The organism is Rhodococcus sp. As11 (genome assembly GCF_048957735.1).
Classification (GTDB): Bacteria; Actinomycetota; Actinomycetes; order Mycobacteriales; family Mycobacteriaceae; genus Rhodococcus; species Rhodococcus gordoniae.
Map to the genome: position 1 here is coordinate 116,136 of NZ_JARDJE010000005.1, position 12,515 is coordinate 128,650.

Below are 12,515 nucleotides of genomic sequence, written 5' to 3' on the forward strand. Positions count from 1 at the left end.
CGATCGGAACCCGGACATCAGGGTCCGTCCCCGATGCCGGGCCGGCGATCTCCGTGCCAGTATCGAGGTGTGCAACCGGTACCTGGATTACCCGTGACCGTTCCCCGCCTCGAACGGCGGGTGGGCGGTCGCATCGTGGGTGGCGTGGCCGGCGGTGTCGCCGACCACCTCGGCATCGACGCCACCAAGGTGCGGGTCGCCTTCACGGTGCTCGCCGCTCTCGGCGGATTCGGGATCGCGTCCTACGGCCTGCTGTGGATGTTCGTGCCCCCGGGCTCCGACACCGACCGTCCCACCGGCCCCGAACGCCGTCGCGCCATCGGCCTCGCCTTCATGGGTGTCGGTCTGGCAGTGGGTCTTTCGTGGCTGTTCAGCGGTGGTGCCGCCGGCGTGGTGTTCCCGATCGTCGTGGTCGTCGTGGGTGCGGCGCTCGTATGGCGCGAGTTCGACATCGAAGGGCCCAGATCGGTACTCGGTCTGCCCGCCCACCCGACGGTCCTCACCTGGGCTCGCGTGCTCGGTGGACTGACCCTCGTCGTCACCGGACTCGGGGTGATGGTCATCGCACAGGTCGACGTCGCGGCGCTGCGCTCGTCGCTGGTGGCGGTGGTGGTCACGCTGGTCGGTGCCGCACTGCTGTCGGTGCCGTTGTGGATCCGGATGTGGCGTGCGCTCGAGACCGAGCGCGCCGCCCGGGTGCGCAACGAGGAGCGCGAGGAGATCGCGTCGCACCTGCACGACTCGGTGCTCCAGACACTCGCCCTCATCCAGAAACAGGCAGGCGACCAGCAGGAGGTCGTGCGTCTGGCACGCAGCCAGGAACGCGAACTGCGCCGCTGGCTGTTCGGTGGGGACGAGACGCCGAGCACCTCGCTCGCCGAGACGCTGCGCACCATCGCAGGTGAGGTGGAGGACCAGTACGGCCTGTCGGTCGAACCCGTCATCGTCGGCGACATCGCGCCGGACGACAGTGATCTGACCCCCGAGGTCGCGACCGCCGTCCTCGGCGCGACCCGCGAGGCGCTCGTGAACGCGGCCAAACACGCCGGGGTGGAGAGTGTGGACCTGTTCGCGGAGGTGGAACCGCATCAGGTGAGCGTGTTCGTGCGCGATCGCGGCGTCGGATTCGATCCCGACGAGGTTCCCGCCGACCGGCAGGGGCTGGCCAGGTCGATCCGGGCGCGGATCGAACGTCGCGGTGGCCGCACCGTCGTGAAGTCGAGTCCCGGAAAGGGAACCGAGGTGCGCATCCACGTGCCGCGCGCGGGCCGGACGGATGCCGAACGCGAACAGGACACCGAGTCGACCTTAGAGTGGGGGGTGACCGACCCCCACCCCGAGGAGCAGACACAGTGACTTCGATTCCGGCGACATCGTCCGATGCCACCGAGAACAACCGTCCCTATCGTGTCTTCCTGGTGGACGACCACGCCGTCTTCCGCTCCGGGGTGCGCACCGAACTGGGACGCGAGACCGACATGGAGATCGTCGGCGAGGCCGGGGGAGTTGCCGAGGCCGTCGCCGGGATCGAGGCGACCAAGCCGGATGTCGTGCTCCTCGACGTCCACATGCCGGACGGCGGCGGTGTCGCCGTCCTCCAGCGGATCCCCGACGGCCCGGTGTGCCTGGCGCTCAGCGTGTCCGACGCGGCCGAGGACGTCATCGCCGTCATCCGGGCCGGGGCGCGCGGGTACGTGACGAAGACGATCTCCGGTCCGGATCTGGCCGACGCCGTGCGACGGGTCGCCGGGGGAGACGCCGTGTTCAGCCCGCGCCTGGCCGGTTTCGTGCTCGACTCGTTCACCGGCCGGTCCTCCGCCCCGGAACCGCCCCTCGATCCCGAACTCGACTCGCTGACCCCGCGAGAACTCGAGGTGCTACGTCTGCTGGCTCGCGGGTACACCTACCGCGAGATCGCCGAGGAACTCGTGATCTCGGTGAAGACCGTCGAAACGCACGCGTCGAACGTCCTGCGCAAGACGCAGCAGTCCAACCGCAATGCGCTGACACGCTGGGCGCACCGGCGGCGCATCGACTGAGCGTGGCGTCGGATCAGACGAGCAGTGCGATGACGACGGCGACGAGCAGCGCCACCAGGATCACCGCGACCATCGCCGCCATCGCCAGGGGTGCATAGGCGACGATGCGGTCCTGCGGGTTGTCGGGCACCGGCCCCTTCGGGAGCAGACGATCGAGCAGGTCCGCCGGGGCGAAACCCTTCGCCGGTCTCTTCGCGCCGCCGGAGGCCTGCGTCGCGGCGCCGAGGGACCGGTCGACGAAGGAACTGCGGGGGCGCGAGGGCTCGACGAAGGGGGTGGAACGTTGCGCCCACGACGGGATCGTGCCGTCCTCGTTCTGGATGGGACGGCCGCGCAGGGCTGCCGCGGACCCGTTCGGTCCGAGGGCCACACGGGCGAGCAGATCGCGGGCCTGCGCCATCGTCGGGCGCCGCGACGGGTCGGGCCGGAGCATCTCGAGCAGGGGTTCGGTGAGCGGACCCGTGTGCGTGGGCATGATGATCTCCGCCCGGGCGACCCGGTGCAGCAACGCGATCGAGTCGGCCTCGAAACCGAAGGGCGGCTGCCCCTCGACCGCGGTGTAGAGGGTTGCGCCGAGCGAGAACACGTCGCTGGCCTCGGTGGGGTCGTTGCCGCGCGCGACCTCGGGAGCGAAATAGGCCGGGGTTCCGATGATCACGCCCTCGGGGTCGTTGTCGCCCTTCGCGCGGGCGATACCGAAGTCGCTGATCTTCACGATGCCGGCGTCGCGGCCACGCTCGGCGATGAGGATGTTGCCGGGTTTGACGTCGCGGTGGACGATTCCGGCGGCGTGCGCGGCGGTGAGGGCGTCGGCGACGTTCGCGCCGATCTGCGCCACCACGTACGGCGGGAGGGTGTCGACGACGTTCATCACCTGGGCCAGGCTGCGGGAGGGCAGGTGTTCCATGACGAGCCACGGTTCGCCGTAGTGCAGTGCCATGTCGTACATCGAGATGGCGTGCTCGTGGGCGAGCTGGGCGGCCGCCCGGCCTTCCCTGAGTGCGCGGCGACGGAGATCCTCGGCCTCGTCGGGATCGAGGTCGGCGGTGGAGATCACCTGTTTGACGGCGACGTCCCGGCCCAGGCGGTTGTCGCGCGCAAGCCAGACGGCACCCATGCCGCCACCTCCGAGCTTGGAATCGAGCCGATATCGACCGGCCACCAAGTGATCCGGCCCTACGGCCCGTCCTGCCCACGCCTGCTCCGCCACTCGATCGAGAGTAGTCGATCGGAGGTGATCGGCCCGGCCGAAAGGCGTGTGAGCTGCACTGTAGTCCTCGCTCGGAAGGGTGGCGTGTCGACTTGACGGAAGGGAGGGAGGTCGGGTCTACTTGATGAAGATCGAAAGTATGTTCGAATAGAGTTCGAGCCGGGCCACGACTTCCCCGTGGTCGGCCGGTCGTGTGTGTCAGGCGGCAGGCGGATGACAGGGGTGACAGTGGGCGAGGTGGCCGAATTTCCGGTGGGCGACGAGGAAGCGGGTCGCGCGGAACGAATCGAGGCGTTGCGGCGTCGTATCGCGGCGGTGCCGGCACGTGGCGAGGGGCAGTCCGTCGCGCGAGGCGGGGTCGGAACCACGTCCGACCGCATCCTGCCCGTCCCGGACCCTCTCGCGGAACTGTTACCGCAGGGCGGCCTGGCGCGGGGGAGCGTCGTCTCCGTCTCCGGTGCCACCTCGATTCTCCTCGGGATGCTCGCGTCCGTGACGGCCTCCGGCGGATACGCCGCCGTGATCGGTCAGCGCCGGTTGGGCCTGCTCGCCGCCGCGGAGATGGGCGCCCGATTGCACCGGTTGGCGGTGATCCCCGATCCGGGACCGGATCCCGTGGAGATCGCCGCGGTGCTGCTCGACGGGATCGACCTGGTGGTGCTGGGGCTCGGTGGGGCGTCGGTGTCCCCGTCCCGTGCCCGCGCGGTCGCCGCCCGGGCGCGGAGCAAGCAGTCCGTCCTCGTGGTCACGGACGGTCGCTGGGAGGGGGCCCATGTGCGCCTGGAGGCGCGGGTCGACGGATATCGGGGGGTGGACGGTCCCGGCAGGGACCGGCTGTGCGCGACCCGGCTGTCGGTCCGGGCGCACGGGCGGGCGTTCCCCCCGCGCATCACCCGCGTCGAGGTGTGCGCCGGCCGCAGTGCCGTCGAGTGGGCGAGCGCGGAGCGGAACCGGCTGGAGGACGGGCGTTTCCGTAAAGCGATCCGGTGAACGATTCGTCCTCTCGACGGGCGCCCGCGCGGGTTGTGGCCCTCTGGTGCCCCGACTGGCCCGCGGTGGCCGCCGCCACCGCCGCGGAGTTGCCCGCGACCGTCCCGATCGCGGTGGTCTCGGCGAATCGCGTCGTCGCCTGTTCTGCCTCGGCGCGGGCCGCGGGGGTCCGGCGCGGCCTGAGGCGGCGTGAGGCCCAGGCCCGCTGCCCGGAACTGCATGTGGCCCGCTCGGATCCGGATCTGGAGGCGAGGACGTTCGAGGCGGTGGTGGTCGCGATCGATGCGGTGGCCCCGGGCGTGGAGGTGCTGCGTCCGGGTCTGGTGGTGCTCGCCGCGCGCGGTGTGGTCCGGTGGTTCGGTTCGGAGGAGGCCGCCGCGGAGGCCCTGATCGACGCGGTCGCGGCGACCGGAGTGGAATGCCAGATCGGTATCGCCGACGAGTTGTCCACCGCAGTGCTCGCCGCGAGACGGAATGCGCTGGTGCCTACGGGACAATGCGCCGAGTTCCTCGCACCGCTGCCCGTCTCGTATCTCGCGGTGGAACCGGCGCCGGCGGCTCCCCGACGGGTCGACACGGTGGACCTGTTGCGTCGCCTCGGTATCCGCACCATCGGAGCGTTCGCCGCGTTGTCCCCGGTCGACGTGGCGTCACGCTTCGACGCGGACGTCGTCGCTGCGCACCGGAGCGCGCGGGGACTGCCCGAACGCCCCCCGTCGGGGCGGCCGATCTCTCCGGACCTGACGGTGGAGCATCCCTGCGACCCGCCGGTGGAACGGGTCGACGCTGCGGCCTTCGCCGGTCGCGCACTCGCCGAACTGCTCCACACCAGGCTCGCGGCAGCGGGAGTCGCGTGCACGCGGCTGCTCGTGACGGCACGTACCGGGGCCGGGGAGGAACTCGCACGCACCTGGCGCTGCGCCGAGCCGCTCACCCCCGAGGGCACGGCCGATCGTGTGCGGTGGCAGCTCGACGGGTGGCTCACCGGTCGCGCCACGAACCGGCCCACGGCGGGAATCGTGTTGTTGCGGCTCGAACCGGTCGAGGTCGTGGCCGCCGGCGCACTGCAACTCGGGTTGTGGGGCGGTGTCGGCGACGAGGGCGAACGGGCACGTCGGGCGCTCGTCCGGGTGCAGGGTCTGCTCGGTGGGGACGCCGTCCGGATCGGCGTGCTCGGCGGCGGCCGAGGGCCCACCGAACGGATCGTCCTCGTGCCCGTCGGCGAGGAGGCGATACCGCACTCCGACCCGGACGCGCCCTGGCCGGGCCGGCTGCCGCCCCCGGCTCCCGCGCTGGTGTTGCACACCCCTCCCGCGATCCGTGTGGACGACGACGTGGGGAATCCGGTCTCGGTGACCGAGCGCGGTCTGCTCAGCGGATCACCTGCTCGGCTGCGATGGGGAAGTCGCAGCTGGACGGTGATCGGATGGGCAGGCCCGTGGCCGGTCGACGAGTACTGGTGGGATCCGGCCGCCGCCCGGTGCGCCGCCCGCCTGCAGGTGCTGCTCGAGGAATCACGGGCGTTGCTGGTGTTCTTCGGTGCCGACGGCTGGCGGGTGGAGGGCGTCTACGACTGAGTAGGCTCGAACATCATGAGATCTCCGGTCCTCACCGCCGCGCCGAACGGGGTCACCGTCGCCTATCGCGACTTCACGACGTCCGCCGCCGCCCGTTCCGTCCCCGTGCTGCTGGTGCACGGTCTGGGTGGCGACGGGCGCACGTGGAGCCGCTTCGCCGGATCCCTGGCGAAGGCGGGCCGGCGGGTGATCACCGTCGACCTGCGCGGACACGGACGTAGTGGCCGGGCCGGCTCGTACCGTTTCGGTGAGTTCGCCGCCGATGTCGCCGGACTGTGCGCCCATCTCGGCGTCGATGCCGTCGACCTCGTCGGGCACTCGTTGGGCGGTCACGTGGGATCGCTTGTCGCGCAACAGCATCCGGGCTTCGTCCGGCGGCTGGTCCTGGAGGAGACACCCCTTCCGTTGCGGGAGGGCGATCCGGTGCCGGAGGTGCCCGCGCACCGTCCGACTCCTGCGGAGTTGTGGCACGCCGCGACCAGCATGGCACTCAACCCGCGCGCGGTCACCGCATTCGACCGTTCGATGACGCCCTCGGTGGTCGCCCAGTTCCACACGCCGAATCCGGCGTGGTGGCAGCGCCTTCCGTCCGTCGCCGCCCCGACCCTGCTGTTGCGCGGTGTTCGGCGCGGCAGCATGGTCGACCCGCGACTCCTGAGGGCGGCAGTCGAGGCGCTGCCCTCGGCCTCGGTGCGGGAGATCGGATGCGGGCACAGCATCCACCGCGACCGTGCCCGCGATTTCGCAGCGACGGTCGTCCCGTTCCTCACGGATCGAGCGGTTGCCTAGACTGAACGATCGTGCGCATCGCGACCTTCAACATCAACGGAATCCGTGCCGCACAGCGACGCGGGTTCGAGGACTGGCTACGTGAGCGCAACCCCGATGTGGTGGCCCTGCAGGAGGTCCGCGCCCCGGCGGCCGCGATCCCGCAGGGTGTCTTCGGCAAGTATCACCTCGCCTACGACGAGGGCACCCTGCCCGGCCGCAACGGTGTCGGGATCCTGACCCTCCACGAGCCGGCCGCCGTGCGCACCTGGAGCGGCACGGCTCTGCTGCGGCTTCCCGGTGAGGAACACGTCGACCGGATCGAGTTCGATCGGGGACCGCTGGCACGCGGACTGGCCGAATTCGCTCACGAGGGACGGTACGTCGAGGTCGACCTTGCCGACGCGCCGATCACCGTGGCGTCGTTGTACCTGCCGAAAGGCGGCCTCCCGGCACACCTTCAGAAGCCCGGGCGTATGCGCGACGAACCGGACGGCGGAGTGCGCTACCAGCGCAAGATGCGGTTCCTGTCGGCCTTCGCCCGGCAGCTGACCCGCACCCGGCTCGCGGCGCGCGCCCGAGGGCGGGAGTTCCTCGTCATGGGCGATTTCAACGTCGCCCACACCCGTTACGACGTGCGCAACTGGCGGCGTCGCGGGCAGGCCGAGGGCTTCCTGCCGGAGGAACGCGCCTGGTTCGATTCGCTGTTGTCGCCGCGTACCCTCGTCGACGTCGTCCGCCGGCAGCATCCCGAAGCCGACGGCCCCTATTCGTGGTGGTCGTGGCTGGGGGAGTCGTTCGCATCCGATTCGGGGTGGCGGATCGACTACCACCTCGCCACCCCGCAGCTGGCCCGCACCACGATCTCGGCGGGGACCGACCGTGATCCGGCGCCGGACCGGAGGATCAGCGATCACGCGCCGGTGGTCGTGGACTACGACATCTGAACTACTACCGACAGGGAATGGATGCTCAGTCCATGGTGAGGATCTGACGGAGGGCGGTTCCGTCGGCCAGGGCGTCCATCGCCTCGTTGATCCGGCTCAGCGGCAGACGGTCGGTGACGAGCCGCTCGACCGGCAGTCGTCCCTCGCGCCACATGTCCACGAACCGGGGGATGTCGCGGGCCGGGACGGCGGAGCCGAGATAGCTGCCCACCAGCGAGCGGCCCTCGCCGACGAGAGCGGTGGGCGAGATCTCGAGCCGGGCGTCGGGTGCGGGCAGTCCGACGGTGATCGTGATGCCTCCCGGCCCGGTGAGCGCGACCGCCGTGGTGAGCGCGGGCACGCTCCCCGCGGCCTCGATGACCAACCGTGCCTTCACGCCCTGCTCGACGGCCTCGTCCGGTGAGAGGACGCGTTCGGCTCCCCACGAACGTGCCGTGTCGCGCTTGTCGGGGGAGGTGTCGACGGCGATCACGGTGACGTCGTCGTGGGCCAGCGCCACGAGCAGCGCGGCCATGCCCACTCCACCGAGACCGACGACGACGAGCGTGTCTCCGGCCCGGGGCCGGGCGGCATTGACGACCGCGCCGCCGCCGGTCAGCACGGCACAGCCCATGAGCGCGGCGACCTCGGCGGGTACGTCGTCGCCGACACCGACCAAGGACCGCGTGTCGACGACGGCGTGGGTCGCGAAGGCCGATGCTCCCAGGTGGTGGTGGACGTCGTTCCCGTCGCGGTGCAGCCGCCGACCGCCCGACAGCAGGGTCCCCGCAGCGTTCGCGGCCGATCCCGGGATGCAGGGGCGGATGCCGTTGCTCGCGCAGCCCTCGCACTCGCCGCAGCGGGGCATGAAGGTCATGACCACCCGCTCGCCGACGGAGAAGCCGGAGCTCTCGTCACCGAGTTCGACGATGCGTCCGGCCGCTTCGTGCCCGAGGAGCATGGGCACCGGGCGGGGCCGGTTGCCGTCGACCACGGACAGATCGGAGTGGCATACGCCGGCGCATTCGATCTCGACCAGCGCCTCACCCGGTCCCGGTGGGTCGAGTTCGAGAAGGTCGACGCTGAGTGGGGTGGATTCCTCGTACCGCCGTCGACGTCCGATCTCCTCCAGGACTGCTCCGGTGATCTGCACGGGTCTCCCTTCCGTAGGGTCGCGGATTCTCTGCCCCTAGCATCACGAGCATGACACTCACCAGGGCGGACCGCTTCCTCATCGGTGCTGCCGCCGTCTTCCTCGTGTCCCAGGCGAACATCGGCCGGGTTCTCGGCTCCACGGCGCCGACGGTGGGCGCCGTCCAGACCACCTTCTCGGCCTCGAGGTACCGGAAGATCCTCGACGATCTCGGTCCCGACGAGATCGAGCGATATCGGCGGCACTACCACTGGGACATGGTGCACCCGGCGACCTTCGCGATCGCCCTGCGAGCCGGAGCACGATCACTCGACGAGCACCGTCCGCTGTCACCGAGCACGCGCCGGATCCTGATGACCGCGCCGGTCGTCGCCGCGGCGGGAGACTACGTGGAGAACGTCGTCGGTCTGTACCTGCTGGATCACCGCACGCGGATCGACGACCGGACGGTCCGGGCCGCCTCGACCGTCAGCGTCACCAAGTGGGTGCTGGCGTTGGGCGGCTTCGCATACCTGTCGCAGGGATTCCTGCGGATGTGGGGTGGTACGGCACGGCGGTGTTTGCGCCGCGGTTGACCGGTCACCGCGGGGTGCCGAGCCGTCGCGGGAGTATCCGGGCCACAATGTCCGCGTGACCACCATTGCCGCTCCCACCTGCTCCGCACTGTCCGCTCTCGATGAGCCGCTGCCCGGCACAGCCGCCACCGCGCCGGGCTACGTGTGCCTCGAGGTGCCGTCGGGGTGGGGCCGTGACGTGCTGGACGGCACCGCCCTCGGCTCCGAGTTGTCGGACGAGCTGTCCGCCCGGGCGAAGGCCGCGGACGTGCGGATCCTGTTCATCCGCAGACCCGGCCGCGACGTGGAGCGCGAGACCCGGACGGTCCTGCTGGCCCGCACCGAACCGGAGGACACCTGGTGCGAGCGGCTCGAGATCACCGATCCGGCGGAGTTGCTCGATATCGTTCCTCGCGTGGTCGCGGGTCCGGCTCCCGGTATCGGCGCTGCGGTGCAGGATCCGATCGTCCTGGTGTGTGCTCACGGCAAGCGGGACCGGTGCTGTGCTGTGCTGGGGCGTCCGATCGCGGCCGCTCTCACCGCCGAGTTCGGGCCGGACGTGTGGGAGTGCTCGCACACCGGCGGACACCGTTTCGCGCCGTCGATGATCATGCTGCCCACCGGCTACACCTACGGACGGCTCGACGAGGACGACAGCCTCGCCGCGGTCCGTGAGGCCCGGAAGGGACACGTCTACGCGGGCGGTTTGCGGGGTCGCAGCACGTGGAGTGCGGCCGGGCAGGCCGCCGAGATCGCGGTACGCGAAGAGCTCGCCGGCTTCGCGATCGGCGCCGTGACGGTCGAGGACGGCGACGAGCCGATCGTGCGTCATCGCGACGGCCGGGCATGGCGGGTCGGGGTGGAGACCTCGGAACTACCGGCCCGGCCGGCGAGCTGCGGGGCCCCTGCCAAGCCGGCGCGTCCCGTCGTCGCGACGACGATCACGCCGCTGTAGTAGACGCCCCGGGCAACGATCCAGGGATCTGCGGTCTCAGTGACCCAGCCCGACCTTCGCGTGCACGCGCTTCATCCACGCCGGTGCCCACCAGTTGGCTTCACCCATGAGCTTGACCAGCGACGGCACGAGCAGCATGCGCACGATCGTCGCGTCGATGACGAGCGCGACGATCATGCCGACGCCGAGGAACCGCATGATCGACAGGCCGGAGATGGTGAAGGCCCCGGTGACCACGATCAGCAGCAGCGCCGCGGCGGTGACGACACGTCCGGTGCGGGAGATGCCGTACTCCACGGCCTCGACCGTCGTCGCCCCGGCCGCGCGGGCCTCCATCATGCGCGACATGAGGAACACCTCGTAGTCGGTGGACAGACCGAACACCACCGCGAGGATGAGGACGACGAAGGTCGGCTCCATCGCCGCGGGAACGACGTGCAGCCACGAGGCGCCGTGCCCCAGCTGGAACACCCAGGTCAGCACGCCGAAGGTCGCGGCGAGGCTCAGGGCCGCCATGAGCACCGCCTTGATCGGCAGGGCCACCGACCCGAATGCCAGGAACAGCAGCACCAGGGTCGAGAGCACCATGATCGTGATCATCCAGGGCAGCGAATCCGAGACGGCCTGGTTGGCGTCGTCGACGAGGGCCCGGCCACCGCCCACGAGCAGGTCGGTGCCGTCCGGCACGTCCAGGGCACGCAGTTCGCCGGTGATCTCGCTCGCTCGTGCGGTGCCGTCCACGCCCTGCGCGTAGAGCGCTTGCAGGACCACGACGTCGGATTCCTGCCCGACGATGACGGTCTGCGAGATGCCGTCGACCTTGGCGACCTCGGTGGACACCGTGCGCACGGCAGTGCTGTCCGGCGCCTGGCCGTTCTCGCCGCGTAGAACGAGCGTCGCGCCGTTGCCGGTGCTCGGGAACTCGTCGAGCAGGGTCTGGGTGGCCGCGCGGGCCTGGCTGTCCTCGGGCAGCGCGGTGTATTCGATCTCCCCGAACCGGGCCTCCACCACGGGCGACGCGAGCACGAGCAGACCACCGGTGATCACCACGGCGATCAGGGCGGGACGGCGCACGACCTTGCGCACGACTCCACCCCAGAAGCGGCGCGCCCGCGCTTCGGCGCGGGTGGAGGTCTCACGGTCCCAGGTCCACGCGTTGATGCGGTGACCGAGCATCGTCAGCAGCGCGGGGACGGCGGTCAGCGACAGCACGGCGGCACCGAGCACGGCGGCCATGGCACCGAGGCCGAGCGACCGCAACACCGTCTGGGGGAAGACGAGCATGCCTGCGAACGCGCAGACCAGCAGGGCGGCGGAGAACATCACGGTGTGACCGGCGGTGGCCATCGTCCGCTTGACCGCCGACGTGACGTCCGAGCCGGCGGCGAGTTCCTCGCGGTAGCGGCTGACGATGAACAATCCGTAGTCGATGGCCAGACCCAGGCCGATCAGCGACGTGATGTTCAGCGCGTACGACGACACCTCGGTGAAGTTCGACAGCAGGCGCAGGGTGGCGAGGGACGAGAAGATCGCGAGCACACCCACGAAGACCGGGACCGCGGCGGCGATGACACCGCCGAAGATGAACACCAGCAGCACCAGCGTGATGGGTATCGCGATGAGCTCGGAGCGGACGAGATCGCTCTCGAGGGTGTCGGTGAACTCGATCGCGACCACGGTGTTGCCGGCGAACTGCGACTCCACGCCGGGCACCTCGAGCAGCTCGAGTGCCTCGGGGAAGGTCGCGGCGGTCAATCCGGAGTTCGCGCCGAGGGTGATCGAGGCGGCCACGCTGCGCTGGTCGGTCGACAGCAGCAGCTGGTTCATCGGCGGGGGAGCGGTCCAGTAGGTCCGGATCGACTCGGCGGGGACCGCGTCCTGGAACCCGGCGAGGGTTCTCTCGATGTCGGGACGGATGTCGTCGATCGTGCGTCCCTCGGGCGCGGTGTACAGCGCGATGATGTCCGCGGCCTGCGACCCGAAGTTCTCGTAGATGATCTGCTCGACCTCGACGGCCTCGCTGTTCGGGTCGTAGTAGCCCGTGCCGGTCAGCTTGCCGAAGATCCCGACGCCCCACGCGCCGGCGAAGAGCACTACGAGCAGCACGATCGCCAGTACCCATCGGCTCCTGGTGACGACGATCTCGGCCCAGCGACTCATGCCCACTCCCGGTTCCGCTGACGATTGTGACGATCGGCAACTGTACTGGCGTGGAACGGGCGGGCTTCACCCTGCTCGGCCGGAACGGCCGCGAGATCAGGGGAGGAAGAAGGTGGACCGACGCGCCGGATGCCTCACGGCACGGTGCGCAACGTGGCTCCAGCCGGACGGTATTCCACGAAG

The 12,515-nt window shown here is 70.5% G+C and carries 11 protein-coding genes; 8 read left to right on the forward strand and 3 right to left on the reverse strand.

Features of this window, described 5'->3' with window-relative positions; genetic code table 11:
* Positions 1 to 33: 33 nt before the first annotated feature.
* Complete coding sequence (locus PV766_RS08380) at positions 34 to 1,356, forward strand: ATP-binding protein (RefSeq protein WP_242496677.1); 1,323 nt, start codon at positions 34 to 36, stop codon at positions 1,354 to 1,356.
* Positions 1,353 to 2,039 (forward strand): response regulator, encoded by a 687-nt coding sequence (locus tag PV766_RS08385; RefSeq protein WP_016933459.1) that lies wholly within the window; start codon positions 1,353 to 1,355, stop codon positions 2,037 to 2,039. Before PV766_RS08380 ends, PV766_RS08385 begins: the two co-directional genes overlap by 4 nt.
* 13 nt (positions 2,040 to 2,052) lie before the next feature.
* On the opposite strand, the gene PV766_RS08390 is transcribed toward PV766_RS08385, so the two are convergent.
* Complete coding sequence (locus PV766_RS08390) at positions 2,053 to 3,156, reverse strand: serine/threonine-protein kinase (RefSeq protein WP_242496676.1); 1,104 nt, start codon at positions 3,154 to 3,156, stop codon at positions 2,053 to 2,055.
* Between the two features lie 321 nt (positions 3,157 to 3,477).
* Here PV766_RS08390 and PV766_RS08395 point away from each other — a divergent pair, with 321 nt between their 5' ends.
* From PV766_RS08395 to PV766_RS08410, 4 genes are read left to right on the forward strand one after another with little or no spacing between them, the layout of a single operon-like run.
* Positions 3,478 to 4,239 carry a hypothetical protein gene (locus PV766_RS08395; RefSeq protein WP_421096927.1) on the forward strand — a complete coding sequence of 254 codons (762 nt, stop codon included), beginning with the start codon at positions 3,478 to 3,480 and terminating at the stop codon, positions 4,237 to 4,239.
* Positions 4,236 to 5,816 carry a DNA polymerase Y family protein gene (locus tag PV766_RS08400; RefSeq protein WP_421096855.1) on the forward strand — a complete coding sequence of 527 codons (1,581 nt, stop codon included), beginning with the start codon at positions 4,236 to 4,238 and terminating at the stop codon, positions 5,814 to 5,816. The genes PV766_RS08395 and PV766_RS08400 overlap by 4 nt, the downstream gene beginning before the upstream one ends.
* Positions 5,817 to 5,831: 15 nt before the next feature.
* Complete coding sequence (locus PV766_RS08405) at positions 5,832 to 6,605, forward strand: alpha/beta fold hydrolase (RefSeq protein WP_421096856.1); 774 nt, start codon at positions 5,832 to 5,834, stop codon at positions 6,603 to 6,605.
* Positions 6,606 to 6,616: 11 nt separating this feature from the next.
* Positions 6,617 to 7,531, forward strand: a complete 915-nt coding sequence (locus tag PV766_RS08410; RefSeq protein ID WP_129976462.1) for an exodeoxyribonuclease III — start codon at positions 6,617 to 6,619, stop codon at positions 7,529 to 7,531.
* Between the two features lie 25 nt (positions 7,532 to 7,556).
* On the opposite strand, the gene PV766_RS08415 is transcribed toward PV766_RS08410, so the two are convergent.
* A complete protein-coding gene (locus PV766_RS08415) occupies positions 7,557 to 8,663 on the reverse strand; it encodes an alcohol dehydrogenase catalytic domain-containing protein (protein WP_421096857.1) in 1,107 nt (368 codons plus the stop codon).
* A gap of 50 nt (positions 8,664 to 8,713) precedes the next feature.
* Here PV766_RS08415 and PV766_RS08420 point away from each other — a divergent pair, with 50 nt between their 5' ends.
* Entirely contained in the window at positions 8,714 to 9,238 is a 525-nt protein-coding gene (locus PV766_RS08420) for a hypothetical protein (RefSeq protein ID WP_421096858.1), read from the forward strand.
* Positions 9,239 to 9,293: 55 nt separating this feature from the next.
* Complete coding sequence (locus PV766_RS08425) at positions 9,294 to 10,172, forward strand: sucrase ferredoxin (protein ID WP_421096859.1); 879 nt, start codon at positions 9,294 to 9,296, stop codon at positions 10,170 to 10,172.
* A 36-nt stretch (positions 10,173 to 10,208) separates the two neighbouring features.
* On the opposite strand, the gene PV766_RS08430 is transcribed toward PV766_RS08425, so the two are convergent.
* Positions 10,209 to 12,332 (reverse strand): MMPL family transporter, encoded by a 2,124-nt coding sequence (locus PV766_RS08430; protein WP_421096860.1) that lies wholly within the window; start codon positions 12,330 to 12,332, stop codon positions 10,209 to 10,211.
* Positions 12,333 to 12,515 lie beyond the last annotated feature (183 nt).

What these genes read in the sequence shown, in the direction of transcription:
- PV766_RS08390 (WP_242496676.1), bottom strand. Translation starts at nt 3,156, where the DNA reads ATGGGTGCCGTCTGGCTTGCGCGCGACAACCGCCTGGGCCGGGACGTC.
- PV766_RS08405 (WP_421096856.1), top strand. Translation starts at nt 5,832, where the DNA reads ATGAGATCTCCGGTCCTCACCGCCGCGCCGAACGGGGTCACCGTCGCC.
- PV766_RS08420 (WP_421096858.1), top strand. Translation starts at nt 8,714, where the DNA reads ATGACACTCACCAGGGCGGACCGCTTCCTCATCGGTGCTGCCGCCGTC.
- PV766_RS08430 (WP_421096860.1), bottom strand. Translation starts at nt 12,332, where the DNA reads ATGAGTCGCTGGGCCGAGATCGTCGTCACCAGGAGCCGATGGGTACTG.
- PV766_RS08380 (WP_242496677.1), top strand. Translation starts at nt 34, where the DNA reads ATGCCGGGCCGGCGATCTCCGTGCCAGTATCGAGGTGTGCAACCGGTA.